Annotated in this window: 21 protein-coding genes; 7 read left to right on the forward strand and 14 right to left on the reverse strand. The window is 67.4% G+C overall.

Translation table 11 applies throughout. The annotated features are described in order from the left end of the window. Nucleotides 1-12: 12 nt before the first annotated feature. From era to BJG92_RS16300, 4 genes are read right to left on the reverse strand one after another with little or no spacing between them, the layout of a single operon-like run. Nucleotides 13-972 carry a GTPase Era gene (era, locus tag BJG92_RS16285; protein WP_232085028.1) on the reverse strand — a complete coding sequence of 320 codons (960 nt, stop codon included), beginning with the start codon at nt 970-972 and terminating at the stop codon, nt 13-15. Then, complete coding sequence (locus BJG92_RS16290) at nt 956-2,299, reverse strand: hemolysin family protein (RefSeq protein ID WP_232085029.1); 1,344 nt, start codon at nt 2,297-2,299, stop codon at nt 956-958. The genes era and BJG92_RS16290 overlap by 17 nt, the downstream gene beginning before the upstream one ends. Continuing rightward, nucleotides 2,296-2,769, reverse strand: coding sequence for an rRNA maturation RNase YbeY (ybeY, locus tag BJG92_RS16295; RefSeq protein ID WP_232085030.1), 474 nt, complete (start codon nt 2,767-2,769; stop codon nt 2,296-2,298). Before ybeY ends, BJG92_RS16290 begins: the two co-directional genes overlap by 4 nt. Continuing rightward, on the reverse strand, nt 2,766-3,854 hold the full coding sequence (locus tag BJG92_RS16300; protein ID WP_232085031.1) for a PhoH family protein: 1,089 nt from the start codon (nt 3,852-3,854) through the stop codon (nt 2,766-2,768). Before BJG92_RS16300 ends, ybeY begins: the two co-directional genes overlap by 4 nt. Nucleotides 3,855-4,257: 403 nt before the next feature. On the opposite strand from BJG92_RS16300, the gene BJG92_RS16305 reads away from it, so the two are divergent. Further along, nucleotides 4,258-5,169, forward strand: coding sequence for a GerMN domain-containing protein (locus BJG92_RS16305; protein ID WP_232085032.1), 912 nt, complete (start codon nt 4,258-4,260; stop codon nt 5,167-5,169). A 9-nt stretch (nt 5,170-5,178) separates the two neighbouring features. On the opposite strand, the gene BJG92_RS16310 is transcribed toward BJG92_RS16305, so the two are convergent. From BJG92_RS16310 to hrcA, 3 genes are all read right to left on the reverse strand, one after another. Next, nucleotides 5,179-5,949 (reverse strand): 16S rRNA (uracil(1498)-N(3))-methyltransferase, encoded by a 771-nt coding sequence (locus tag BJG92_RS16310; RefSeq protein ID WP_232085033.1) that lies wholly within the window; start codon nt 5,947-5,949, stop codon nt 5,179-5,181. Nucleotides 5,950-5,951: 2 nt separating this feature from the next. After that, nucleotides 5,952-7,079 carry a molecular chaperone DnaJ gene (dnaJ, locus tag BJG92_RS16315; protein ID WP_232085034.1) on the reverse strand — a complete coding sequence of 376 codons (1,128 nt, stop codon included), beginning with the start codon at nt 7,077-7,079 and terminating at the stop codon, nt 5,952-5,954. Nucleotides 7,080-7,173: 94 nt separating this feature from the next. Then, nucleotides 7,174-8,187 (reverse strand): heat-inducible transcriptional repressor HrcA, encoded by a 1,014-nt coding sequence (hrcA, locus tag BJG92_RS16320; protein WP_232085035.1) that lies wholly within the window; start codon nt 8,185-8,187, stop codon nt 7,174-7,176. 232 nt (nt 8,188-8,419) lie between these two features. Between hrcA and BJG92_RS16325 the strand changes: the two genes are divergently transcribed. Both BJG92_RS16325 and BJG92_RS16330 read left to right on the forward strand, forming a co-directional pair. Then, nucleotides 8,420-9,271 carry a DUF3097 domain-containing protein gene (locus BJG92_RS16325; RefSeq protein WP_232085036.1) on the forward strand — a complete coding sequence of 284 codons (852 nt, stop codon included), beginning with the start codon at nt 8,420-8,422 and terminating at the stop codon, nt 9,269-9,271. A gap of 154 nt (nt 9,272-9,425) precedes the next feature. After that, nucleotides 9,426-9,845 carry a DUF4870 domain-containing protein gene (locus BJG92_RS16330; RefSeq protein WP_232085037.1) on the forward strand — a complete coding sequence of 140 codons (420 nt, stop codon included), beginning with the start codon at nt 9,426-9,428 and terminating at the stop codon, nt 9,843-9,845. A 53-nt stretch (nt 9,846-9,898) separates the two neighbouring features. On the opposite strand, the gene hemW is transcribed toward BJG92_RS16330, so the two are convergent. Both hemW and lepA read right to left on the reverse strand, forming a co-directional pair. Further along, entirely contained in the window at nt 9,899-11,137 is a 1,239-nt protein-coding gene (gene hemW / locus BJG92_RS16335) for a radical SAM family heme chaperone HemW (protein ID WP_232085038.1), read from the reverse strand. A gap of 42 nt (nt 11,138-11,179) precedes the next feature. After that, nucleotides 11,180-13,033 carry a translation elongation factor 4 gene (gene lepA, locus BJG92_RS16340; RefSeq protein WP_232085039.1) on the reverse strand — a complete coding sequence of 618 codons (1,854 nt, stop codon included), beginning with the start codon at nt 13,031-13,033 and terminating at the stop codon, nt 11,180-11,182. Nucleotides 13,034-13,215: 182 nt separating this feature from the next. Here lepA and BJG92_RS16345 point away from each other — a divergent pair, with 182 nt between their 5' ends. Both BJG92_RS16345 and rpsT read left to right on the forward strand, forming a co-directional pair. Continuing rightward, nucleotides 13,216-13,761 carry a type II toxin-antitoxin system PemK/MazF family toxin gene (locus BJG92_RS16345; RefSeq protein ID WP_232085040.1) on the forward strand — a complete coding sequence of 182 codons (546 nt, stop codon included), beginning with the start codon at nt 13,216-13,218 and terminating at the stop codon, nt 13,759-13,761. A 195-nt stretch (nt 13,762-13,956) separates the two neighbouring features. Next, on the forward strand, nt 13,957-14,217 hold the full coding sequence (gene rpsT / locus BJG92_RS16350) for a 30S ribosomal protein S20 (RefSeq protein WP_232085041.1): 261 nt from the start codon (nt 13,957-13,959) through the stop codon (nt 14,215-14,217). 165 nt (nt 14,218-14,382) lie between these two features. On the opposite strand, the gene holA is transcribed toward rpsT, so the two are convergent. The 5 genes from holA to leuS form a co-directional block, all read right to left on the reverse strand. Beyond that, nucleotides 14,383-15,396, reverse strand: coding sequence for a DNA polymerase III subunit delta (gene holA, locus BJG92_RS16355; protein WP_232085042.1), 1,014 nt, complete (start codon nt 15,394-15,396; stop codon nt 14,383-14,385). Beyond that, nucleotides 15,330-17,309, reverse strand: coding sequence for a ComEC/Rec2 family competence protein (locus BJG92_RS16360; protein WP_232085043.1), 1,980 nt, complete (start codon nt 17,307-17,309; stop codon nt 15,330-15,332). Before BJG92_RS16360 ends, holA begins: the two co-directional genes overlap by 67 nt. Nucleotides 17,310-17,324: 15 nt before the next feature. Further along, complete coding sequence (locus BJG92_RS16365; RefSeq protein WP_232085044.1) at nt 17,325-18,233, reverse strand: helix-hairpin-helix domain-containing protein; 909 nt, start codon at nt 18,231-18,233, stop codon at nt 17,325-17,327. A 122-nt stretch (nt 18,234-18,355) separates the two neighbouring features. Continuing rightward, nucleotides 18,356-19,369: a DegV family protein gene (locus BJG92_RS16370; protein ID WP_232085045.1), complete on the reverse strand. Its 1,014-nt coding sequence runs from the start codon at nt 19,367-19,369 to the stop codon at nt 18,356-18,358. 90 nt (nt 19,370-19,459) lie between these two features. Then, a complete protein-coding gene (leuS, locus tag BJG92_RS16375; RefSeq protein ID WP_232085046.1) occupies nt 19,460-21,991 on the reverse strand; it encodes a leucine--tRNA ligase in 2,532 nt (843 codons plus the stop codon). A 764-nt stretch (nt 21,992-22,755) separates the two neighbouring features. Between leuS and BJG92_RS16380 the strand changes: the two genes are divergently transcribed. Both BJG92_RS16380 and BJG92_RS16385 read left to right on the forward strand, forming a co-directional pair. Continuing rightward, nucleotides 22,756-25,932 (forward strand): efflux RND transporter permease subunit, encoded by a 3,177-nt coding sequence (locus BJG92_RS16380; RefSeq protein ID WP_232085047.1) that lies wholly within the window; start codon nt 22,756-22,758, stop codon nt 25,930-25,932. Next, nucleotides 25,929-26,384: a hypothetical protein gene (locus tag BJG92_RS16385; RefSeq protein ID WP_232085048.1), complete on the forward strand. Its 456-nt coding sequence runs from the start codon at nt 25,929-25,931 to the stop codon at nt 26,382-26,384. The genes BJG92_RS16380 and BJG92_RS16385 overlap by 4 nt, the downstream gene beginning before the upstream one ends.

Genomic DNA, 26,384 nt, shown 5'->3' on the forward strand with positions numbered 1-26,384 from the left:
CCGTGCTTCCGCTCAGAAGCCGAGCTTGACGAGCTGTTTCGGGTCGCGCTGCCAGTCCTTGGCGACTTTCACGTGCAGGTCAAGGTAGATGCGTGCGCCGAGCAGCGCCTCGATCGCCTTCCGCGCGTTGGTGCCGACTTCACGGAGCCTCGCCCCGCCCTTGCCGATGATGATGGCCTTCTGCGAAGGACGCTCCACGTAGAGATTGACCCGGACGTCCAGGAACGGCTTGTCTTCGGGCCGGCCCTCACGGGGCACAATCTCATCGACCACTACCGCGAGGGAGTGCGGCAGTTCGTCGCGGACGCCCTCGAGGGCAGCTTCGCGGATGAGTTCGGCAATCATCACGGCTTCCGGCTCGTCGGTCAGGTGCCCGTCCGGGTACAGCGGCGGCGACGGCGGCATGTGGCTGATGAGCACGTCGGCCAGGGTTTGGACCTGGAAGCCGTCGGTGGCGGAGACCGGGACGATGTCCTTCCAGCCGTCCTCGCCCAGGACGTCCCGGCCCAGGGCGGCTACGGCGAGGAGCTGTTCGGTGAGGCCCTGCCGGTCCACGGTGTCGGCCTTCGTCACGATCGCGATGATCGGCTTGTTCCCGACGGCGGCGAGCTGGGCGGCGATGAACTTATCCCCGGGCCCGATTTTCTCGTTGGCGGGCAGGCAGAAGCCGATCGCGTCGACCTCGGCGAGGGTGTCGGCCACGAGCTCGTTGAGTCGCTTGCCCAGGAGCGTGCGCGGGCGGTGCAGGCCGGGGGTGTCGACCAGGATCAGCTGCGCATCGTCCCGGTGGACGATGCCGCGGATCGTGTGCCGGGTGGTCTGCGGTTTGGCCGAGGTGATCGCCACCTTCTGGCCGACCAGTGCATTGGTCAGGGTCGACTTGCCGGCGTTGGGCCGGCCGACCAGCACCGAGAACCCGGCGCGGTAGCCGCCGTGGGCTGCTTCGCCGTCGGACTTATTCTGCTTGCTCACGTGGAACTCCCTGTTGGATTTGGACAGCCTGTTCGAGAAGCTCGTCAAGGTCGGTATCGTTTGCCGCGGCGCCTTGTGGAACGGCGGCTGCAATGATGTGGCTGACACGGTTGCGCCGGCCCTCGAGCCGGTCGGCGCGGAGGGCCAGCCCGTGGACGTTGACCGTACTGCCGACGATCGGCACCCGCCCCAGGGCCTTGGCAAGCAGCCCGCCCACGGTGTCCACTTCGTCGTCGTCGAGCTCCAGATCAAAAAGCTCGCCCAGGTCATCGATGCTCATGCGCGCGCTCACACGGTAGCTTCCGTCGCCGAGTTCCACCGCCTCCGCACTTTCGGTGTCGTACTCGTCGACAATCTCGCCGACGATCTCCTCGATGAGGTCCTCGAGGGTGACGAGTCCGGCCGTTCCGCCGTATTCGTCGATGACGATCGCGACGTGCGTCGATTCCTTCTGGAGCTCCCGCAGCAGCTCGCTGACCGGTTTGGAGTCGGGCACGTAGCGGACCCCGCGGGCGAGTTCGTCGACCACCGGCGGCTCCTCGTCCGGGCCAAGGTTGTGGAGCGCCGCGGCCACGTCCTTGAGGTAGACGATCCCGAGGATCTGGTCCGTGTTTTCGCCGATCACCGGAATCCGGGAGTAGCCGGAGCGCAGGAACAGCGACATGGCCCGGTGCAGGGTGGAACCGGAGTCAATACACAGGATGTCCGTCCGCGGCACCATCACGGAGCGGACGAGGGTGTCGCCGAAGTCGAATACCGACTGGATCAGCTCGGCCTCGTTGTCCTCGATGACATCGGATTCGGAGGCTCGCTCGAGGAGTTCGCGGAATTCCTCTTCGCTGAAGAACGCCTCGTTGTCGGCCGGGGCGCCCGGAGCCACGGTGCTGCCCAGGGTGACGAGCCAGCCGGGGATGGGACCGAGCACGCCGCAGAGCCAGCGGATCAGCGGGGCCGAGAACCGGACCAGCGCGGCCGAGTGGACGCGGCCCAGCTGGCGCGGGGACACACCGACGATCACGAAGCCCACAATTGCCATGATCCCGGTCGCGATCAGACCGGCGAGCCAGACGTTGTCCAGCACGCTGTGCACCAGCACGGTCACGGCGACGGCGGAGCTCATTTCGAACCAGACCCGCCAGAACCGGAGGGCCCGCATGTGCGCCACGGGCTGCGCCATGATGCGTTTCAGCGCGGTGCCGCGGCTTTGCAGGATCGCCTGTTCGGCGTCATGGCGAGGCAGGTAGCTGAACGCTGACTCTGCGGCGGTCAGCAGCGCGGCAAGGCTCAGGGACACGAGCGCCAGGCCGGCAAGAATCAGTGGGGTCACTGCATCGTCTCTGACGGGGCGTCCCTGCCGGTGAAGGCGGACAGCAGCTCGCGCTGGAGGCCGAACATTTCTTCCTTCTCTTCAGGCTCCGCGTGGTCAAAGCCCAGCAGGTGCAGGATGCCGTGGGTGGTGAGCAGGAGCATCTCGTCCTGGGTGGAATGGCCGGCGTTCTTCGCCTGGATCTCGGCCACCTGCGGGCAGACGGCGATGTCGCCCAGCATGCCCTGGGGCGTCGGCTTGTCCGGGGTGCCGGGGGTGAGTTCATCCATCGGCACGGACAGCACGTCGGTCGAGCCAGGCTCGTCCATCAGCTCGATGTGCAGCTTCTCCATGGCCGGTTCGTCCACCAGCAGGATGGAGAGCTCGGCCTGTGGATGGATGAACAGCCGCTCGAAGATGAAGCGGGACAGCCGGACCAGCTCAGCCTCGTCAACGGTGAAACCGGATTCGTTGTTGACCTCGATGCTCATGCGTGTTCTCCCCGCTTGTCGCGGGCCACGGAGTGCTTGACCCGGTTCCTCTGGATCTCGTCCCAGATGCCGTAGGCATTGACGATGTCGCCCACCAGCCGGTGCCGGACGACGTCGGACGCATCCAGGACCGTAAAGTTGACATCCTCGATGCCCTGCAGGATTTCCTCGACAATACGCAGCCCGGAGCGCGTCCCGAACGGCAGGTCAACCTGGGTGACGTCACCGGTGACCACCATCTTTGACCCGAAGCCCAGCCGCGTCAGGAACATCTTCATCTGCTCCGGCGTGGTGTTCTGCGCCTCGTCGAGGATGATGAAGGCATCGTTGAGCGTGCGGCCGCGCATGTAGGCCAGCGGGGCGACCTCGATGGTGCCGGCAGCTATCAGCCGCGGGATGGATTCGGGATCCATCATCTCGTGGAGTGCGTCATAGAGCGGCCGCAGGTAGGGGTCGATCTTGTCGCTGAGCGTCCCGGGCAGGAACCCGAGCCGCTCCCCCGCCTCCACGGCGGGACGGGTCAGGATGATCCGGCTGACTTCCTTCTGCTGCAGCGCCTGGACCGCCTTGGCCATGGCCAGGTACGTTTTACCGGTTCCGGCCGGGCCGATCCCGAAGATCACTGTGTTGGCGTCAATGGCGTCCACGTAGTTCTTCTGGTTCAGCGTCTTCGGCCGGATCGTCTTCCCGCGGCTCGAGAGGATGTTGTGCGTGAGCACGTCCACCGGGTTCTGCACGGACTGGCTGCGCAGCAGCGACACGAGTTGCTTCAGCACCGCCGGGGTCACGACAGTACCGCGTGCGACGAGTCCGCGCACCTCATTAAGCAACCGCATGATCCTTGGCACTTCGGCCGCGGGTCCGCTGATCGAAAGTTCGTTCCCGCGGACATGGAAGTCGACGGCCGGGAACTGGGTTTCGATGAAACGCAGCGCCTCGTCATGGCTGCCGAGGGACTGGACCATCTGGTCGGAGTTATCGAACAGCACGACCTCCGTCCGCAGCCCGGGGAGGGAGTGGGGAAATTCACCTGCGGCGCGCTCTCCGGCGCTGATCCGGGCCTTGCCGTTCGTTGCTTCAGTCATGGGCTTGGCCCGCGGGCCTCTGGTCCCCTCCAGTTCGGAAATGGTCACTCCCCCTGATCCGGCCCGACGGCGGTGCTCGCCAACAGCAAGCTCACCTTCTGGTTGCGGGTCTCAGCGGGTCCTTCCATCTTACGCCAGCGCGGCGCGCGGCAGTCTTCGGGCCGAAGTCAGACCCCCGGTTCGCGGGTTTAGGTATCAACTTCGTATCAGCCTCATATCTTTCCCGTTGCATTTCCACCGCCCGGCCCTAAACCACAGTGCCGCGCCGCCCGCTGTGCCATGCTGGAAATCGGCCGCCACCAGCGCGGACGCGGCGCGGAAACGCGGCCACCGCAGGCGGCATATGGAAGGGACAGCGGCAATCAGGCAGCGCGGAAGTGGACAGGCAGCGGCAGGCAGGCGGATGCGTTCCGGCATGCTGCTGCTCGTGTTGCCTGCGGCCCTCGCCCTTTCCAGCTGCGTAGCCACTCCCCAGCCCGGCGCCACCAACTCCAGCACCACTCCCTCGGCCCTGTCGGGCACGGCCTCCCCGGGCGCCCCGAGCACGAGCGCCCCGCTGGAAACCACGCAGGCCTCCAACAAAGCTCCCGTGTACTGGATCGGCCGGAGCAACGAGAGCATGTTCCTGTACCGGGAATTCCGCGATGTTCCCGAGCAGGACAACCCTGTCACCCGCGCGCTCCGGGTCATGATGTCCCAGAAGCCGCTCGACCCGGATTTTTTCACGCCGTGGCAGAACCCCAAGAAACTGGCCAGCTCCATTTCCGGCAAAAATGTGATCACGGTCGATGTCTCGCCCGATGCGTTCAACAGCAACGTCGACGCGGACATGGCCGAGCGGGCCATCCAGCAGCTCGTCTACACCGCGACGGCGGCCGGTGCCAGCGCGGGCCTGATCGACGCCGGCCAGCAGGTCCAGGTGGTGGTGCTGGTCGACGGGCATACCGACTATGTTGCGTTCAACCATGTCCGCCTCGGCGCCCCGACTTCCCGCAGCGCGGGTATGGTGGCGCCGGTCTGGATCATTGACCCGCAGGAGGGCACTCCGGTGCAGGACGGCTCGGTCAAGGTCTCCGGCCGCAGCACCGCCGCCGGCGGCAAGCTGCGCTGGGAAATCCTGCGGACCGACGGCAGCGTCAAGACCACGTACCTGACCGGCACCACCACTGCCTCCGCCGACCCCTCCCAGCCGGGAGCCTTCAGCCTGTCGGTGAATCTGGGCCAGGGTAACTATGAGGCCAGGGTGTCGCAGCTGGAAGACGGCAACCCGTCCCAGAGCCTGTTCGTGGACACCCGCGGGTTCAGCGTCAAATAGCGGCGTCGGCTACCAGCGGCCCAGGACATCGCTCGCGAGGACGGTCGCCGCCGGCCCGGCCGTGGACGAGCGCAACACGTGGTGGCCCAGCAGCGCCGTGACGGCCCCGGCGTCGCAGAGCCGGGTCACCTCCCGGGGGCTGATGCCGCCCTCAGGCCCCACAATCAACAGCACCTCACCCGCTCCGCCGCCCGCGGGCCGGCCCGCCTGCCAGGACTCCAGGACCTGCCGCAGGGGACGCACGGCGTCCTCGTGCAGGATCACGGCGAGCCCCGCGGCAGCCACTGCCTGCTGCAGGGCGGCGCCGTCGGCAAGGGGCCGGACTTCCGGAATCCAGGCCCGGCGCGCCTGCTTGGCGGCCGCGGTGACCACGGACTGCCACTTGGCATGCGCCTTCGCGGCGCGTTCGGCTTTCCAGCGCACAATTGAGCGTTCCGACTGCCAGGGAATGACCGCGTCGATCCCCAGTTCGGTGGCGGTCTCCGCCGCCAGTTCATCGCGGTCCCCCTTGGCGAGGGCCTGGACGAGGACCAGCCGGACGTCGGGCCGGGCCTCGGCGGAGAGTCCGGTGCACTGCACGGTCAGCTCAGCCGGCGCTGCGGCGGTGACGGTGCCCGTGAGGCGCTTGCCGGCGCCGTCGGCAATGTCCACCCTCTCCCCGACGGCGAGGCGCTTGACCGTGACCGCATGACGGGCCTCGGCGCCGCCGAGGACGAAGGTGGAACCGGGAACCTGCAGGTCCAGGGTTCCCGGGGCGGTGAAGAAGACCGGGTTGCTCACCGCTACAGGTTACCGAGCCTGTCCCGGAGCTTGGCGAACACGCCGCCGCTCGCTGCGAGTTTGCCTTCCGCGAACTGTTCGCCGCGGAGCTTGGCGAGCTGCCGGAGCAACTCCTCCTGGGCGGCGTCGAGCTTACCGGGGGTTTCCACCTGCAGATGGACCTTAAGGTCCCCGCGGCCGTAGCCGCGCAGGTGGGTCACGCCGAGGCCGCGCAGGGTGACAACCTCGCCGGACTGGGTGCCGGCCCTGACGTCGATCTCCTGCCGGCCGTCGAAGGTGTCCAGGCCCAGCTCGGTGCCGAGGGCCGCGGCAGTCATCGGGATGCTCATGCTGGCGTGCAGATCGTCACCGTCACGGACATAGGTGGCGTCGTTGTTGACGCGGATCTCCACGTAGAGGTCGCCGGCGGGACCACCGGCCGGGCCGGCTTCGCCCTGGCCGGAAAGCTGGATGCGGGTACCGGTGGCAACACCGGCAGGAACCTTGACCGTCAGCGAACGGCGGCTGCGGATCCGGCCCTGGCCGTTGCACTCATTGCAGGGATCCTTGATCACGGTGCCGAACCCTTCACAGGTCCCGCAGGGGGCGGCGGTCATGACCTGGCCGAGGATGGAGCGGACGGCGCGCTGGACCTGCCCGCTGCCGCCGCAGATATCGCAACGTTCCGGGTGGCTGCCGTCGCGGCAGCAGGAGCCTTCACACGTGGGACAGGTGACGGCCGTGTCCACTTCGAGCTTCTTGTTGACGCCGAACACTGCGTCACGGAGGTCGATCCGGACGGCGATCAGGGCATCTTGCCCGCGGCGGACGCGGGACGCCGGGCCGGCCTGGCCGCCGGCGCCGAAGAACGTCTCGAAGATGTCCTGGAACGCGAAGCCCTGGCCCGAGTAGCTGCCGCCGCCGAAGCCGTTGTCGGTGCCGTTCTCGTTGCCCGTGGTGTCGTAGACCCGGCGTTTCTGCGGATCCGAGAGCACCTCGTAGGCGTGGGTGACGGCCTTGAACCGATCGGAGGCGTCGTCCCCCGGGTTCACGTCCGGGTGGAGGTTCCGTGCAAGTTTGCGGTAAGCCTTCTTGATTTCTTCGCCCGTTGCATCGCGGGTGACTCCAAGAACGTCGTAATGGCTGCTCAAAGTTCGTATCTCTTCCTGGTTGTACTTACCTGCTAGGCGCAAGAAGCCTGGTCTGCAGCGGCGCGGCGGCCGCTGGCGTGGGTGCTCGGGGTACTCAGGGCCCGAGGATCCTGGAAAGGTAGCGGGCCACGGCGCGGACTGCGGCCATGGTGGTGGGATAGTCCATCCGGGTCGGGCCCAGGACGCCTACCTTGGCGGTGGCGTCCGGGCCGTAGCCCGTCGCGACTACCGAAGCCTCAGCGAGCCCTACATAGGGGTTCTCCCGGCCGATGCTGACGGTCACGCCGCGCGGGTCCGCCGCCATGTCACTGAGTAGCCGGAGCATGACCACCTGTTCCTCGAGGGCTTCCAGCACGGGGCCGATGCTCAGCGGGAAGTCCACGTTGGACCGGGCCAGGTTTGCTGTTCCGGCCATGACCATGCGCTCTTCGCGGCTGCTGGCGGCCAGGACTTCAAGGCCGCGGGCCAGCTCCTGGGCCGCGTGGCGCCGCGCCGGCGGACAGCCGGCTACCACCGACTGCAGCGACTGTGGCAGCAGGTTCAGCGGCGTGCCGGAGAGGAGGCCCAGGAACCGGGTCCGCAGCTCCGCGAGGGCCTCGTCCGGCAGATCCTGGCCGACGTCGATCACGCGCTGCTCCACCTTGCCGGTGTCCGCGATCAGGACCGCCAAGACCTTGCGGGGGGCGAGCAGGACAAATTCGATGTGCCGTACCTTGGCCCGGCTCAAATGCGGATACTGCACGACGGCGACCTGGTTGGTCAGCTGCGCGAGGAGCCGCACGGTCCGCTCCAGGACGTCGTCGAGGTCCTCGGACCCCTCCAGCAAGGCCTGGATTGCCCGGCGTTCGGCCGGGGAAAGCCGCTTGACGGCCGAAATCTGGTCCACGAAGAGCCGGTAGCCCTTGTCTGTGGGAATGCGTCCGGCGCTCGTGTGCGGGGCCATGATCAGGCCTTCGTCCTCCAGTGCCGCCATGTCGTTGCGGATGGTGGCGCTGGACACGCCCAGGTGGTGGCGTTCGACGAGGGCCTTGGAGCCGACTGGTTCACGGGAATGGACGTAGTCCTCCACGATGGCGCGCAGCACCTCGAGTTTTCGCGGCTCGCTCACGTTCCACCTCCAATCGGCTGTCCTGCAGTCGGTGCCGACTTCCGGTCCGCCCGTTTCCGGCCGGAGGGGCCGGTCCGGCCCGCGGTTAGCACTCGACATGCCTAAGTGCTAACCAGTCTAATATGAGTCGCCGCGTTGTTAGCATTGGGTTCGCTCCAGGCGTTGTTCCCCGGGCCGGTGTTGCCGGGCGCAGTCCGCCGTATCATTCCGATCGAAAAGCAGCGTGTATCACATGTCATACCAGAACTGGGGCCCGCAGGACCTGTCCGTCCACGCCAAGACACGGCTGCCCGAGGTGCCCGTGGAGCGCGGCATGGTCCTGGAGGAAGTGCAGACCGGCTGGGTCGGTGCTGTCACCCGCGTGGAGAAGTCCGGCGGCATGCATGTGGTGGCCCTGGAGGACCGCCGGGGAAAGTCGCGGTCCTTCCGGCTTGGATTCGGCTTTCTCTTGGAGGGGCAGCCGATCAGGCTGATGCCGCCCGCGCCGCGGGCAGCATCAGCACCGGCCGGAGGCACACGCACGGCGTCGGGCTCGGTCCGGGTGGCGGGCCAGCGGGCCCAGGTCGCCAAGGCCAGCCGGATCTGGGTGGAGGGAAAACACGACGCCGAACTCGTGGAGAAGGTCTGGGGCGACGATCTGCGGGTCGAGGGAATCGTCGTTGAACCGCTCCACGGCATCGACGATCTCGCCGGCGCCGTGGCCGCGTTCCGTCCCGGTCCCGGCCGCAGGCTCGGCGTTCTGGTGGACCACCTCGTGCCGGACTCCAAGGAATCACGGATCGCCGACGCGGTGCTGGCCTCTCCGGGGGCCAGGGGCAATGTCCTGATCGTGGGCCACCCCTATGTCGACGTCTGGCAGGCCATCCGCCCCGCTGTCCTGGGCATCGAGCAGTGGCCGGTGATCCCGCGCGGCGTGGACTGGAAGACCGGCATCCTGTCGGCCTTCGGCTGGCCGCACTCCACCAAGGAGGACATCGGCCTGGGCTGGCAGAAGCTGCTCGGCGCCGTCCGCAGTTACGCGGACCTGGAAGCGTCCCTGCTGGGCCGGGTCGAAGAGGTCATCGACTTCCTGACGGTCCCCTAAGGAGTCGGCGCGCTGCCTCGCCGCGGTCCCTCCCGCGGGCTGTGATCTTCTTTTCCCTGTCCGAACACGTATTCTTGGAGCGGCGGTTGTGCAATCCGGCGCGGCCCCGCACCTCCCGCTCCAAAGCACCAGCGCAATCCGAAGGACGAATACCGTGGCAGATAACGCACGTGACCAGGCGGCCAATCAGGCCGGCCATGGCCAGCCCCCGTACCAGGGCGTTCCCGCGAATGCGCTGCCGCTGACGGCAAACGAGGACCGGCAGTGGGCCACCCTGGCGCACTTTGGCGGCATTCTGGGTTGTGTCCCGTCGCTGCTGATCTACCTGATCTTCAAGGACCGCGGACCGTTCACGGCGCAGGAGTCCAAGGAAGCCCTCAACTTCACGCTCCCCCCGACGATCGCCGCGGTGGTTGCAAACCTGTTGGTCTTCGTGCCGGTGGTAGGCAACATGTTCGCTGTCCTCGCCACGGTGATCTGGATTGCCGTGACATGCTTCTCGGTGGCGGCCGGCATCCACGTCAACCGCGGCCAGCCGCACCGCTACGAATTCAATCTGCGCTGGATCAAATAGGGCGGCTGAACCCCGCCATGTCGGATCCGCGAGGCAGGATCAGTCAGGCAGGATCAGTCAGGCAGGATCCGGCGGACGACGGCGTCGGCGAGCAGCCGGCCCTTCAAGGTCAGCACCAGCCGGCCCTTGAACGCCGTGGCGGGCTCCACCAGGCCGTCGGCGATGAGACCGGCCACCGCATGCCGCCCGGTGTCTCCCAGCCCGCCAAGGCTTGAGATCTCCAGCCCGGAGTTAAGCCGGGCCTCGAGCATGACGCGCTCCACGTTGCGGGTACCGGAATCGAGGGTTTCCCGCCCGGCGGCTGGTGAGAGCCCGGAACCCAGCCGGTTGGCGTAGGCGGTGGGGTGCTTGACGTTCCACCAGCGGACGCCGCCCACGTGCGAGTGCGCGCCGGGTCCGATGCCCCACCAGTCATCGCCCCGCCAGTAGGCGAGGTTGTGCCGGCAGGCCTGTTCCGGGGTCCGGGCCCAGTTGCTGACTTCATACCACCCGAGCCCGGCCTCGGAAATCAGTTCGTCGGCGAGTTCATACTTGGCGGCGTGGTCGTCGTCGTCGATTTCCGGCACTTCGCCACGCCGGATCTGCGCCGCAAGTTTGGTGCCCTCCTCCACAATCAGCGCGTAGGCGCTGATGTGGTCGGGGGCGTAGGACAGCGCCGTCTCCAGCGAGTACCGCCAGTCAGCCAGGGACTCCCCCGGCGTCCCGTAGATCAGGTCCAGGCTGACGGCAAGTCCGGCGTCGCGGGCCCACTGGACGGCCTCGGGCACCCGGCTGGGCGTGTGGGTACGGTCCAGGACCTTCAGCACGTGGGGAACGGCGGACTGCATCCCGAAGGAAACCCTGGTGAAGCCGGCGTCGGCCAGCAACTGCAGGGACTCGGGCGTCACGGAGTCCGGGTTGGCCTCCGTAGTTACCTCGGCCCCGGGCTCCAGACCCCACGCCCCGATAGCTGAGGTAAGGATGCTGGCGAGGTCCCCGGCCGGCAGCAGTGTGGGCGTTCCGCCGCCGAAGAAGACCGTGCTGAGCTTGCGCTCCGGCAGACCGCTGTTCTTCAGCACCGTGGCGGCAAAGTCCACTTCCGTGATAGCCGTGCTGGCGTAGGCGTCCTGCGATGCACCGCCGCCGAGCTCGGTGGCGGTGTAGGTATTGAAGTCGCAGTAGCCGCAGCGCACCGCGCAGAACGGGATGTGCACGTAGAGCCCGAAGGCCCGACCGGCGGCACCCTCGAGCGCCTGGCCGGGCAGGAGCCCGTCCGGCGGTGCCGGGTCGCCCAGCGGAAGGGCGCTAGGCACGGGAGGGCTCCGCCTGCGTGGGGACAGTCATGGCAGGCACCGCTACTTCTTGGCCTTGTCCTTGGACTCGTCCGTAGTGAGGGCGGCGATGAAGGCTTCCTGCGGGACCTCGACCCGGCCCACCATCTTCATGCGCTTCTTGCCCTCTTTCTGCTTCTCGAGCAGTTTGCGCTTTCGGGTGATGTCACCGCCGTAGCACTTGGCGAGCACGTCCTTGCGGATGGCGCGGATGCTTTCGCGGGCGATGATCCGTGAGCCGATGGCGGCCTGGATGGGCACCTCGAACTGCTGGCGCGGAATGAGTTCGCGCAGCTTGCCGGTCATCATGACACCGTAGGCGTACGCCTTGTCCCGGTGCGTAATGGCGGAGAAGGCATCCACCTGCTCGCCCTGGAGCATGATGTCCACCTTGACAAGGTCGGCGACCTGTTCCCCGTCGGCCTTCCAGTCCAGCGAGCCGTAACCGCGCGTCCTGGACTTGAGGATGTCGAAGAAATCGAAGACGATTTCGGCCAGCGGCAGGCGGTACCGGATTTCCACCCGGTCCTCGGAGAGGTAGTCCATGCCGCCCATCACCCCGCGCCGGCTCTGGCACAGCTCCATGATGGCGCCGACGAACTCGTTCGGCGCCAGGATGGTGGCGGCGACCATCGGCTCTCGGACTTCAGCGATCTTGCCGCTGGGGTACTCGCTGGGGTTCGTGACGTGGATGACGTTCTTGTCCTCCAGCGTCACCTCGTATTCCACGTTGGGGGCGGTGGAGATCAGGTCCAGGTTGTATTCGCGTTCGAGGCGCTCCCGGGTGATTTCCAGGTGCAGCAGGCCCAGGAAACCCACCCGGAAGCCGAAGCCCAGCGCGGCGGAGGTCTCCGGCTCGTACACCAGCGCGGCATCGTTGAGCATCAGTTTCTCGAGCGCATCGCGGAGCACGGGATAATCCGTGCCGTCCAGCGGATACAGGCCGGAAAACACCATCGGTTTGGCGTCGGCGTAGCCGGCCAGGGATTCGGTGGCGGGCTTGGCCAGGTTGGTGACGGTATCGCCGACCTTGGACAGGCGGACGTCCTTCACACCGGTGATGAGGTACCCCACCTCGCCGACGCCCAAGCCCTTGGAGGGGGTCGGCTCCGGGGAGCTGACACCGATCTCCAGAAGCTCGTGCGTGGCGCGGGTGGACATCATCTGGATGCGTTCGCGGGGGTGCAGCATGCCGTCCACCACCCGGACGTAGGTGACCACGCCGCGATACGTGTCGTAGACGGAGTCGAAGATCATGGCGCGGGCGGGAGCGTGAGGGTCGCCCACGGGAGCGGGAAGATCGCGCACGATCTTGTCCAGCAGGGCCTCGACGCCCATGCCGGTCTTGCCGGACACGCGGAGCACGTCGTCGGGGTCCCCGCCGATCAGGTTGGCGAGTTCGGCCGCGTACTTCTCCGGCTGCGCGGCCGGGAGGTCGATCTTGTTCAGGACCGGGATGATCGTGAGGTTGTTTTCCATCGCCAGGTAGAGGTTGGCGAGGGTCTGGGCCTCGATGCCCTGGGCCGCATCCACGAGCAGCACTGCGCCTTCGCAGGCCGCGAGCGAGCGGGAAACCTCGTAGGTGAAGTCAACGTGCCCGGGAGTGTCGATCATGTTCAGGGCGTAGCTGGTGCCCTCGAGTTCCCAGGGCATGCGGACAGCCTGGGACTTGATGGTGATGCCGCGTTCGCGTTCAATGTCCATGCGGTCCAGGTACTGGGCCTTCATGTCACGGGACTGGACCACTCCGGTGAACTGGAGCATCCGGTCGGCCAGTGTGGACTTGCCGTGGTCAATGTGCGCAATGATGCAAAAGTTCCGGATGATGGCCGGATCTGTTGCGGCGGGCACCGGGGCGGTGCGGGCCATGGGAGACACGCAGGGTCCTTACTGTTGACATTTCCACGGCATCAGCACGGACGGGTGATACCTCATCCTGCGAGCCGCATATCTGAACCTATAGTCTCCCACGTCCGGGCCGGACAGGCTGCATTCTTCCCTCCCCGTCCGGGCGGGGCCCGCGGGGGCCTACCAACGGGGCCGCCCGGTATGGTTTCCCCATGGCTTTGAACTTTCACTCAATCACCAACGCGGTCCGCACCACCATGCGCTTCCTGGACCGGCTCTCCGGCTCCGGGACCGGAGGGTCGGGCCGGACCGCCACGAAGCCCGGCTCCGGCCGGTCCGCCTCAACCGGGGTATCCGGAAGCTACCCCGGTGACTTCAGCGGTACCGCGGCGGTCCTGTACGCCCCCTCCCCCAACGGTCGTCCCGAACCGGGCGAGATTGTCTGGACGTGGGTGCCCTATGAGGAGGACTACTCGCAGGGCAAGGACCGCCCGGTGCTGCTGGTGGGCAGCAGCGGCCGTTACCTGCTCGGTCTCATGCTGACCAGCAAGGACCACGACGGCGACGCCCGCCGGGCCGACGACTACGTGGACATCGGTACTGGCCCCTGGGACCGCCAGTGGCGCCCCAGCGAAGCGAAGCTGGACCGCATCCTGCAGGTCAGCCCGAAAGATGTCCGGCGGGAAGGTGCCGTCCTCGACGCCGGCCGCTTCAGCCTCATCGCCGCCGCTCTGCGGTCCCGGCACGGCTGGCGGTAGATCACGGCAGGGGCGGCGACGGCGGGCCGAAAATCGTCACGACTCCCGCGTTTCTGCTATTATTGACAGCTGTGTGTCCGTGCAGGTCGACGGCCACATATGGTTGGTCGCCATAGGTATCCCCACGCCGCTCAGTCAATGGCCAATCTGAAAGCCCTCTAGACCATTTTCCGCATTGAAAAAGAGAGTTCACACGTGGCTAATATCAAGTCCCAGAAGAAGCGCATCCTCACCAACGAGAAGGCCCGCCTGCGCAACAACGCAGTCAAGTCCGAGCTGAAGACGGCCATCCGCGCCGTCAACACCGCCGTTGAGTCCACCGACAAGGATGCAGCTGCTGTTGCACTGGTTGCTGCCGGCCGCAAGCTGGACAAGGCTGTCAGCAAGGGTGTTCTGCACAAGAACAACGCAGCAAACCGCAAGTCCGCGATCTCCAAGAAGGTCAACGCGCTCTAAGGTTTCCAGTTCAACTGAACTGACGATTGTGGCCGGCACCCCAGGTGCCGGCCACTTCCAGTTAACCCGGAGGAACACCGCGGCCGGGCAGCCGGACCGGACGGCAGTGGACCGTGGGGCAGTGTTGATCAGTCGCCGTCCGCCCGTAACCTCCGGCGGGCCTGCCTAGCGGCGTGCAGACGTCGCAATCACTGTTACGGCATGCTCCACGGCGTAGACCGGGTCCCGGGACAGGCCTTTGACCTGCGCGTCGGCTTCGGCGGTCACCTGGATGGACCGGACAAGCCCCTCTGGCGTCCAGCGCCGGACCTCGCGCTGCGCCTGCTCCACCAGCCACGGCTGCATGCCCAGCTGCTTGGCAATCTGGGACGCGGACCCCTGGGCTCCGGCGACCTTCGCCAGCGTGCGGAGTTTGGCTGCCAGCGCCGCCACCAGCGGCACGGGATCAGCGCCGGTGGCAAGAGCGTGGCGGAGGGTGGACAATGCCAGCGGCGCGTTCCCGGCCATCGCAGCGTCCGCAACCTTGAAGGCCGTGGCTTCCACGCGCCCGCCGTAATACCTGTCCACCATCGCGGCATCCACGCCGGTGGCGGCGTCGGCTATCAGCTGGCTGCAGGCCGCGGCGAGTTCGGCCAGGTGGGCTCCGACGGCGTTGACGAGTGCGTGCACCGCATCCTGATCGATGCGGCGTGAAGCGGCCCTGAACTCGGCCGTGACGAAGGCGATCTTGTCCGCGTCTTTCTTCAGCGGCTGACAGTCGACCACCGGCCACCCTCCGGCCCTGACGGCGTCCAGGAGTTTCTTGCCGCGGACTCCGCCGCTGTGGCGGAGGACCAACACGGCCTCCGGCTCGGGCTGGGCGAGGTACTTGAGGCCATCGGCGAGGAAGGCATCGTTCATCGACTCAAGGCCCTCGACCTCGATGAGCTTCTGCTCGCCGAAAAGCGACGGGCTCACATTCATGGCCAGCGAGCCCGGTTCGTAGCTCCCGGCGTTGAGGTGGGTGACTTCGACGTCGGGGGCTGCGGCGCGGGCCTGGGCGCGGACTCGGTCCATGGCGCGGGAGCCCAGATAGGCCTCCGGCCCCGTGATCAGCACGATGGCGGCCGGCGTCACGTCCTTCCAGGTGGCGGTCTTCGACGCCGTTGTCCGGGTGCGTTGGGTCGGGGCAGCAGCCACTGAAGTTTCCTCCCGGAAGTTTGTTTGCGGACTCTAAGCCTGCCACGGCCCGACCCGTCCACCAAGCCGTCGCGGGCCGGTCCGGTACGGTCCCGCCGGGCAGGAACCCGGGCCCCCCGCCGCTCAAGGCAGGCGACGGTCCGGCCATGGGCCTTCAGGACCAGGCGCACGGCTGTCGCCGGGTGAAACGCCAGCCAGCCGCCGGCGAGGACAACGGCGGAAAGCAACGCCATGGTGGCGGCGCCAAAGCCGCCCTCCGGCCAGGGAAGCACGGCGCCCGGAAGTGCAGCGAAGTACCGGGCAATCCCTCCCACCCCTCCGGCGAAGGCCGCCGCGATGCCTAGCGGAACCGTTGCTACCGCCGGGACGGAGGCGACGAGCGGAACGGCGGCGGTGCCCAGCAGCGTCACCGGGGCAACGAGGGCCGCGGCTGCCACATTGGCGGCCAGCGCGTAGGTGGAGAACTGCGGCTGCAGGAGCACGATGAACGGCCCGCAGAAAGCCTGCGCGGACAGCGGGACCGCCAGTCCCGCGGCTGCCCAGCGCGGCACGGCGCCGGGAAACCACGCCATGACGGGTCTGCCGGCAACGACGATGCCCAACGTCGCCAGGACGGACAGCAGGAACCCGAAGCTCCCGGCCAGGGCGGGCTCGGCCAGCAGCAGCACGATCACCGCAAGGCATAAGTAACTGAGCCCGCGTCCGGTCCGTCCGCCAGCCAGGGCAACAAGTCCCACTCCGCCCATGACGGCTGCCCGCAGCACACTGGCGTCCGGCCCGACCAGCAGGACGAAAATCCCGAGTCCTGCAAGACTCGCGGCGGCGGCAGCAGCGCGGTTGAGCCGAAGGCTGCGTGCTGAAACCAGCAGCGTCCCGAGGATCAGGCTGCAGTTGGCTCCGCTGACTGCTGTCAGGTGTGTCATTCCGACCGTCTTCATGGCGGCTTCCAACTCGGGGTCCAGTGTGCTCGTATCACCGGTCACCATCCCCGGCAGGAGGCCGCGGGCATCCCCGTCGAACCGGCCTGCGGCGGCCGTGAAACCGTCCCGGAGCTCGCCCGGTGCGCGCTGCCAGGGGACGGCCTGCTGGAGCATCCGCGGGACGGAGCTCGCCGTCAGGGCGGCCGCTGCGGCTTGTCCCGGCTCCGGAGCGTTGAGCTTTCCCGTGGTCCGGACCCGCTGACCCGCTTCGGTGAATTCCCAGCCGGCCCCGCCGATCACGAGCAGCCCCGCGTCGGCGAGAACCCTTCGGCCATCGAAATCCAGGCTGAGCAGCGTGGCGGGGACCGCCCAGCGGTCCCCGAGCCCGGCGCTTCCCGGCGCCCTGAGCCGGCGGGGAGCACCTGTGACCTCCATTTCCGCGACGACGTCGGCCCGCGCTGCCACGGCGTCCGCGACAGCGCCGTCGTGACGCTGGGCGGACGCGATCGCCGCGTGGGCGCCGGCAGCAGCAGAGAGCACCAGCGCCACGGCGAGCGTCGCAAGCGTACTGCGCCGGACCGACCCCTCTGGTAGCAGGCTCCGCGCCGTGGCCCGCACTCTGAGCAGCAGCAGGGCCGAGCTTGCCAGCAGGGCCAGGCACAGTCCCGCAAGGGCAGCCGGCCCCAAGCGGTTTCCGGCCACGGCACTGGCCCAGACCAGCACGGCAGCCGGGACCAGCCGGACATCGCTGCGCCGCAGCGTGGCCGGCCCCGACGGCGCCTGAGCCGCGGGGAACACGGCTGCCCTGAGCCGCTTGCCGAGCCGTTTTAAGGGGCCGGTCACAGCGTGGCCCCGCCTGCCAACGGCAGCATCGGCGCCCCGGCGCAGGTCGTCCGGGGTGGCGGCCTGGCCGCTGGCCGGTGGGCCAGGCCTGACTGCGGCATCGACATAGCGCTGCCAGGGGCTGTGCCGGACCGGCCGCCGCAGTGTCATGACCGGTTCACCCGCTCAGACCCGGACCAGCGGCAGCAGTGCCGCGAGCAACTTCGGACCCACGCCGTCCACGGCATCGAGTTCCTCGACCGCCTGGAACCGGCCGTGCTCCTTGCGCCAGTCCACGATGCGTTGGGCGAGCACCGGGCCAACGCGCGGCAGTGCCCCCAGTTCCTCCACGCCGGCCGTGTTCAGGTTGATCCGGCCGCCACCCGCCGCGGCGCCACCCACTCCGGATTCTCCCTTTCCGGGTTCGGCAGCTCCCGCGGAGCCATCGGAGGCAGCCCCCGGCGCCACGGCCTCGCCGCGCTCCGGCACGAGGACCTTCTGGCCGTCCTCGACGATGGCCGCGAGATTGAGCCGGTCCGGATCCGCCGTCGCCGTGCCGCCGCCGGCTTCGGCGATGGCCTCGCGGATCCGGCTCCCCTCCGGCAACTCCACCACCCCTGGATTCGCGACAGCGCCGGCTACATGGACGAGGACCCGCCGGGCGGCCGGCGCTGCGGCATCGCCAGACGGAGCTGCGGCGCCTGCGTCCGCGCCCCCAGCGGGCTCGTTCAGTCCGGACGTGGAGACCTCGCTGAGGGGCACCACTTCGGGCGCACCGGTGGCCACGCCCCACCAGAACCAGCCGCTGAGCACCGCCGCGACGGCCCCGAGCAGGACAGCCGCGCGCAGCCCGGTTCTGTGCCGCACCCACGCCGTGCCTGGCCGCCGTCCGCCCTCCGGGAGGTCGGGTGCATCGTCCAACGGCAGCTCCAATAGCACCTCCGGGCGCCCGAACGCCTCCGGGCGCCCGAACGCCTCCGGGTGCCCGAACCCTTCCGCCCCGCCGAGCGTTGCGGCCAGCCGGTGCCGGGCGGCCCGGGCTTCCGCGGTGGACCCAGCTTCCAGGTTCCGGCGTGACAGGTTCCCGCGTGACATGGAATCCACGGTAGGAGGTCACGGCACGGCCGCCCATCACCCAGCTGGTCTATGTGGAAACTCCGGCGGAAGAGCCGCGGTGGCGGAGCCACGGAGCACAGATGAACCACCGTGCGGGAAGGCTAGGCGGACCGATCCGGGGATGGCGCTGCCGGTGATGCCGGCGTGCTGCTCTCCCCCACGATGACGGCCAGCACGCCGAGTCCGGCGTGGGCGGCCAGCACGGCCGGGAGGGCGCTGATCTGGGCCGCCGGGCAGCCCGGCAGGGCCTCAGCCAGCCGCGCGGCGAGCTGCTCGGCCTCGGCGTGGTTGCCGAAATGGTGGACGGCGAGCCGGGCCTGGCCCGCCGGGCGGCCGGCGGCGTCGGCGGCGACGATCTCCTCCAGCCGCGCTATGGCCTTTGCCGCGGACCGTACCTTTTCCAGCGGGATGATCTTGCCGTCGTCGACGGCCAGGATGAGTTTGATCGAGAACATGGTGCCCCAGAGCGAGGCGGTCGCGCCGATCCTGCCGCCGCGGCGCAGCTGTTCGAGGCTCGGGACGTAGAAGTAGACCTTCGTGCCGGCCAGGCGTTTCTCCGCGAAGGCCCGCACCTCGGCCGCATTACGGCCGTCAGCGGCGGCAACCACGGCGCTCTGGACTCCCATGCCCTGGGCCATGCCGACGGTGCGCGAGTCGAGGACTTCCACCGGAATCCCGACCCGTGCTGCCGCGAGGCGCGCCGAATCGGCGGTGCCGGAGAGGTCACCGGAAATATGGACGGACACCACCGCCTCGAAGCCATGCTGGAGCGCCGCCAGGTACGCCTGTTCGAACTGTCCCGGTGAGGGGCGGGAGGTCTGCACCGGCGTGCCGCTCGCCAGGGCCAGGGCAATGGTGTCGGCGATGTCGTCCTCGCCCTCACCGTAGATCTCCGCGCCCACCATAACGGGCATGGGGATCACGGTCAGCAGTCCGTTCGCGGTGAAGTCCCGCACCCAGCCTGCCGGCAGTGCCGCAGCGGAGTCCGTGACGACGGCGGTCCGGAGGACGGCTGCCGGGGCTGGCTCCGGGACGGCGCCGGGCAGCGTGGACTGGCGGAGCCGGATAAGGCGCTCCCTTAGCCACGGCCATCCTGCCGGCTCGCGGTCGGGCACGGGTTCCTCCTGCTGTCCTGGTCCGTGGTACTGCAATGTCCGCCGGCCGCCGGCAGCGGCCGGCGGCCGGTCTATGGCCAACCGGCCCGGCTAGGCCGGAACGATGTTGACCAGTTTAGGCGCCCGCACGATCACGGTGCGGATGCTGCGGCCCTCAAGGGCACGTTGGACGTTTTCCGAGGCCAGCGCTAGTTCCCGCAGTTCGTCCTCGCCGATCTCCGGCGAGACGTCCAGCCGGTCCCGGACTTTGCCTTGGACCTGGACGACGGCGGTCACGGTGTCCTGGACCAGCAGGGCCTCGTCGTGCGCCGGCCAGCCGGCATTGGCCACCGAGGCGGGGTGACCCAGTACGTTCCAGAGGTCCTCGGCCGTGTACGGCGCGAAGAGGCTCAGGATGACCGCGACGGTCTCGACGGCTTCGCGGACGGCCGGATCGGAGCCGCCCGAACCGGTGGCCGCATCAATAGTCTTGCGGGTCGCGTTGACCAGTTCCATGAGCTTGGCGACGACCACATTGAACTTGTTGTGCTCCAGCAGGGCTTCGGCGTCGGCGATCGTGCGGTGCGTAACGGTGCGCAGGGCCCGGTCTCCGGTGCCGTAGTCGACGCCGGGCGCGCTGGTGACGTCCTGACCCAGCCGCCAGGCCCGGGCCAGGAACTTCGCGGAGCCCGACGGCGACACGTCCGCCCAGTCGACGTCGTCCTCCGGCGGGGAGGCGAAGATCATGGTCAGCCGGACGGCGTCGACGCCGTACTTGTCCAGCTGCTCGCTCAAATCAACGCCGTTACCCAGGGACTTGCTCATGGCCTTGCCGCCGTTGAGCACCTGGCCCTGGTTCAGCAGCGCACTGAACGGCTCATCGGCCTCGATCATGCCCAGATCGTGGATGACCTTGGTGAAGAACCGCGCATAGAGCAGGTGCAGGATGGCGTGCTCCACGCCGCCGACGTACTGGCCCACCGGCATCCAGTCGTTGATTTTGGCCGGATCGAACGGGCCCTCGGCGTAATCCGGGGAAACGAAGCGCAGGAAGTACCAGGACGAGTCCACGAACGTGTCCATGGTGTCCGTGTCACGCCGGGCCGGGCCGTGGCAGCCGGGGCACTCGACGTTGACCCAGCTTTCGACGGCGGCCAGCGGGGACGTGCCCTTCGGGGACAGGTCCTCGCCGCGCAGGTCGGCAGGGAGCGTGACGGGCAGCTGATCGTCCGGGACCGGAACTTCCCCGCAGGCGGGGCAGTGGATGATCGGGATCGGGGTGCCCCAGAACCGCTGCCGGCTGAGCAGCCAGTCGCGCAGCCGGAAATTCACGAATTTCTCGCCCGTGCCCTGCTGCTGCAGCAGGTCGATGGCGGCCGGGATGGCTTCTGCCTTGGGCAGTCCGTCCAGGGCGCCGGAGTTGATCAGGGTTCCCTCCCCCGACGTCGCGGTACCGCTGACTGCGGGATCTTCCTCGCCGGTGTCCAGCACGGCGCGGACCGGCAGGTCGAAGGTGCGGGCGAAGTCGAGGTCGCGCTGGTCGTGGGCCGGGACGGCCATGATGGCGCCGGTGCCGTAGTCGGCCAGCACGTAGTCGGCGGCCCAGACGGGAAGCTTCTCGCCGTTCAGCGGGTTGATGGCGTACCGGCCGGTGAAGACGCCGGTCTTCTCCCGCTCGGTGGACTGCCGTTCGATTTCGGAGAGCGCCTTGACCTGTTCGCGGTAGGCGTCCAGGGCCGCGGCGTGTTCCCCGGTGACCAGTTCGACGGCGATCGGCGCATCGGCGGCGACGACGAAGAACGTCGCGCCGTAGAGGGTGTCGGGGCGGGTGGTGAAGACCGTGACGTCCTTGGCGGGTTTGCCGCCGTCGGCCTCGATCACGAAGTTGACGTGCGCTCCCTCGGACCGGCCGATCCAGTTTTTCTGCATCGCCAGGACGCGCTCGGGCCAGTGGCCGCGCAGTTCGTCCATGTCATCGAGCAGCCGGTCGGCATAGTCCGTGATCTTGAAGTACCACTGGTTCAGCGACTTCTTGGTGACCTGGGTGCCGCAACGCTCGCAAGCACCGTTGACTACCTGCTCGTTCGCCAGCACGGTCTGGTCCTTGGGGCACCAGTTGACCGGGGAGTTCTTGCGGTAGGCCAGGCCGCGCTCGTGGAAACGCTTGAAGAGCCACTGGGTCCAGCGGTAGTACTCGGGATCGGAGGTGTGGATCCGGCGGGACCAGTCGGCGGAGATGGCGTAGCGCTTGAAGGACGCTGCCTGGGTGTCGATGTTGGCGTACGTCCACTCGCTGGGGTGGGCATTGCGCTTGATGGCCGCGTTCTCGGCGGGCAGGCCGAACGAGTCCCAGCCGATCGGGTGCAGCACGTCGTAGCCCTGCTGGCGCAGGTAGCGCGCGACGACGTCGCCCATCGCAAACGCCTCGGCGTGGCCCATGTGCAGATCACCGGAAGGGTAGGGGAACATGTCCAGCACGTACCGCCGCTCCTTGGAACCGTCGTCGACGGGAGTGAAGACTTTCAGGTCTTCCCAGACCTGCGGCCATTTGGCTTCCATGGCCGCGAAGCTGTAGGTACCCTCTTCGGGGCTCTCCGCTGCGACTGCTGGTGTTCCGGTCTCTGTCTCCGGCTGAACGCTCACTGCTGGCCTCTTCTGTTCTGTCATGCAACACGTTGTGGGAAACTTCACGGTCAAGCTTCATTTTCCGGCAAGGCTTCCTGGTCCGCCCTGGCACCCGGTGCCCTACTGCCGGCCGGGAAGGGCCCAGACACACAAAAGCCCCTCGACACGGAGGGGCAGCCGCTCGGCAATCCGAGTACTTGTCGGGATGCCGGGCGGCTAGCTAAGCAGAAGGATTGCACGCATAGAACCCACTTTAGCGCCTTCCGCCGGATCCCGGCGAAACGGGAGCACTGTCCCACGACGGCGCTCCGGCGCGGTGAAGGCCCGCGGCGAATTCCAGCGGGCGCCGGGACTTCAAATCGTTACAAATTAATCACTTGGAACCACGGCGTACTTACAGCTTCTTCTGGTAAAGCGAACTTGCGTAGGGGGAAGTGATAAGCGCGTAGCCATGCCCCCTAGTCAAGTAGTCCGCTAAAGCCCCACAAGTAGCGTTTCGCCTTTATGCAAGTAGTTTTTCCGCTCCTGCCTTATTTACGTACGAGGTGCGGCAGGAACGTCCTCAAATAGGCCACCGGCCTCAATTTTGGGTGTCTTGCCAAAAGAAATGAATAGGAACACTATTCTCTCAAGATCTCGTGGGGGGATCCTGTGGGGGGATTCGCTAGGTCTCGGGTTGAGGAGCCTGATATGTATCTCTTGCGTATTTCTGCCCTGCATCAATTCATCCATCTGCCGGTGCGCCGCTGCGCAGCGCGCAGGCGCCAGGAATTGGGTTAGCCATGTTTGGCTGGATAACCCGATTCAGTTTGCAGTTCCGCATCCTGGTTCTTGCCCTCGCTGCCGGGCTGATCACGTTTGGCATCATTAACGTCCCGAAAATCGGGGTGGACACGATGCCCGAGTTCGCGCCAGCGCATGTTGAGATCCAGACCGAGGCCCTGGGCCTCTCCGCTGTTGAGGTTGAACAGCTCATTACTTCCCCGATGGAAGCCGACCTCCTGAATGGGGTCGCCTGGCTGGATGAGATCCGGTCTAAATCAGTTCCCGGGCTGTCCTCCATCGAACTCGTCTTCGAACCGGGCACGGATCTCTTGCGTGCCCGCCAGCTCGTGGCAGAACGCATGACCCAGGCCGTTGCCCTGCCCAACGTTTCGGCACCGCCGCTGATCATGCAGCCGTTGTCGTCCACGAGCCGCGTGCTGATGGTCAGGATGAACTCCAAGCAGCTGTCCGGGATCGAAATGTCGGTCCTCGCGCGGTGGAAAATCAAGCCGCGGCTGATCGGCATTCCGGGTGTTGCCAACGTGGCGATCTGGGGTCAGCGCGAGCAGCAGCTCCAGGTCGAAGTCACCCCAACCCAGCTTCGCGACAAGGGCGTCACCCTGGAGCAGGTCGTCAAATCCACCGGCAACGCCGTATGGGTCTCTCCCCTGAGCTTCCTTGAGGCGTCCACCCCGGGCACCGGGGGTTTTGTGGAATCCCCCAGCCAGCGGCTGGGGATCCAGCATGTGCTGCCGATCCGCACCCCGGCCGATCTGGCCAAGGTCAGTGTGGAAGACGCCAACCCTGCAATGCTCCTGGGCGACATCGCCCAGGTCAAGGAAGACCACCAGCCCCTGATCGGCGACGCCGTCGTCGGGCAGGATGCAGGCCTTCTGCTGGTCATCGAGAAGTTCCCCGGCACCAGCGCAGTCCAGGTCACGGAGGACATCGAGGCGGCCCTCAAGGACATGGAACCGGGCCTGACCGGTATTCAGATGGATACCAGCGTGTTCCGTCCCGCGACCTCTGTTCAGGACTCGCTCAACAGCCTTGGCCTGGCGCTTTTGATTAGCCTGCTGATCGCCGTGGCGCTGTTCTGGCTGCTGTTCCGCTCCTGGCGCGTAGCGGTGATCGCCCTCGTCGCCATCACGACCACCGTCATGGTGGCGGCCGTGGTGCTCTACGCCCAAAACGCCACGCTCAACATTGCGGTCCTGACCGGTCTCATGCTCGGTATGGCCGTGATCGTGGGCGACATCGTGGAGGACATCCAGGCACAGCGACGCCGGCCCCTGGTCACAGAGGCCACCGAGACAGCCGCCACGCTGAGGTCGCGTATCACGTACGTCGTCCGGGGTGTCCGCACCCCCCTGTTCCATGCTGCGCTGATCATGGTCATCGTCCTCGTCCCGACCCTGTTTGTGAGCGGGATCGGCGGCTCCTTCCTCCAGCCGCTGTTCTGGTCAATGGTGCTGGCCCTGGCGGCCGGCCTGATCGTCGGGCTCTCGGTCACTCCGGTGATGGCACAGATCCTGTTGCCCAAGGAGACGGTGCCGCGGAAGGAATCTGCTGCCGCGGATCGCGCCCGGTCCTACTACGACCGGGCACTGAGCGCTGCCCGTTCCCGCCGGCTCATCAGCCTGGTCGCTGTTGGCGTCATCGGGGTGCTTGGCCTTGCCGCCGGGGCCCAACTCGTCGCCAAACGGCCTGTCGTTCCGACGCTGCCGGACCGGAGCCTCCTGGTTCAGTGGGACTCCATGGCAGGCACATCCAATGACGAGGTCCGCAGGGTGGCGTCCAAGGCCTCCGATGAGCTTCGCGCCCTTCCGGGCGTATCCGGAGTCGGCGGCCACATCGGGCGCGCCATCACCTCGGACCAGATCGTCGGCAACAGTTCCGCCGAGCTGTGGGTCTCCATCGCCCAGAACGCCGACTTCAGCGAGACGGAGCGCGCCGTCCGGGACGTCGTCCAGGGCTATCCCGGCATCGCCCACAACGTCCTGAACTACTCGCAGCAGTCGATCGGCGATATGCGCAGCACCCTGGAGCCGGGCTTCGCGGTGCGGGTATACGGTACCGAGCTGCCCGTCCTTCGCGAGAAGGCCGAAGAGGTGCGGAAGGCGCTGGAGAATATCAACGGGGTCCAGAACCCGAAGATCAACGCCACCACCAAGACGCCGATCGTGGAGGTCGAGGTCAACCTCGAGGCCGCGCAGAAGTTCGGTATCAAGCCCGGTGACGCGCGGCGCGCCGCCGCGACACTGATGCAAGGGATCGTCGTCGGCAACCTCTTCGAACAGCAAAAAGTATTCGAGGTGGTCGTCCGCGGTGCCGTCGACGTCAGGGATGATCTGACCAGCATCCGCGAATTGCTCCTGGACACCCCGAACGGTGGCCACGTGCAACTGGGCGAGGTGGCTGCGGTCCGGATGGTCCCCAACGAAGTCGTGATCATGCACGATGACACCTCACGGCGGATCGACGTCGTAGCCGACGTCAGCGGGCGGCCGCTGGCCGACATCGAGCGCGACATTCAAGCGGCCATCAAGCAGATCCAGTTCCCGCTTGAATACCACGCCGAGATCCCGACCAAGTACAGCGAACTCCAGGCCGCCGACACACTCGTGCTCTGGCTCGGGGCAGCCGCGCTGATCGGCGTGTTCCTCCTCCTCCAGACGGCAGTGCGGAGCTGGAAGCTGGCAGTCGCCGTCTTCCTGGCGCTGCCCGCGGCCCTCGCCGGAGCGGCGCTGGCAGCCTGGATCGGTGCAGCCTCTCTGTCCTGGATCACCATGACGGCATTGGCCGCAGTCCTGGCCATCGCCGCCCGCAACGCGGCTGTCTTGTCGGCCAGGGTGGACGAGCTCTGGCGGTCCGCGCCGCAGACCGCCCACGCCAAGATCGTTTTGCTGGCGGCCCGCGAGCGGGTATCGCCGGTCCTCATGACGGCCCTGATCACCTCGGTGGTCCTGATACCGCCCGCAATATTGGGCGGCACCGTCGGCCAGGCGGTCATTGCCCCGATGTTGCTGATCATCGCCGGCGGCATCGTGACCACCACTCTCGTGGCACTCTTCGTGCTCCCCCTCCTGACTCTCTGGTTCGGTCCCCAAACCGCCCCGGAAGAGTGGTCGGAAGTTTACGAATCGGAAGTACCCGTTCAGCCCGCTACGCAGGAAAAGGTGGAACTATCATGACCAGCCAAAAGCCCCAACGGCGTCTGCCCCTGGCGGCCGCTGTCTGTGCCGCCATTCTCTTCACCCTCCCCGGCTGCGCCCAGACCGCAGCGGTGACCGCGCCCGTGAACGTCAACGACCCCGCCAAGGTCGAGAAGAACGCAACGACGGGAATCGCGAAGCTCACCCTGACCGAGCGTGGGCTCGAGCGCCTGGAATTGAAGACCGACACGGTCAAGGCCGGGACGGGAACCGACGTCCTCATGCCCTATGCGTCGTTGTTGTATGACGCCAACGGCAAGACCTGGGTCTACACCAACCCGGCCCCCCGGGTATACCAGCGCCAGTCCGTCACCGTTTCGAAGGTGGAAGCCGGCCTCGTCACGGCCACTGCCGGCCCCCCGGTCGGAAGCACTGTTGTCACCGTAGGCGCGGCAGAATTGTTCGGCGCCGAGTTCGATACGGCGCACTGA

The organism is Arthrobacter sp. SO5 (assembly GCF_020532805.1).
Taxonomy (GTDB): domain Bacteria; phylum Actinomycetota; class Actinomycetes; order Actinomycetales; family Micrococcaceae; genus Arthrobacter.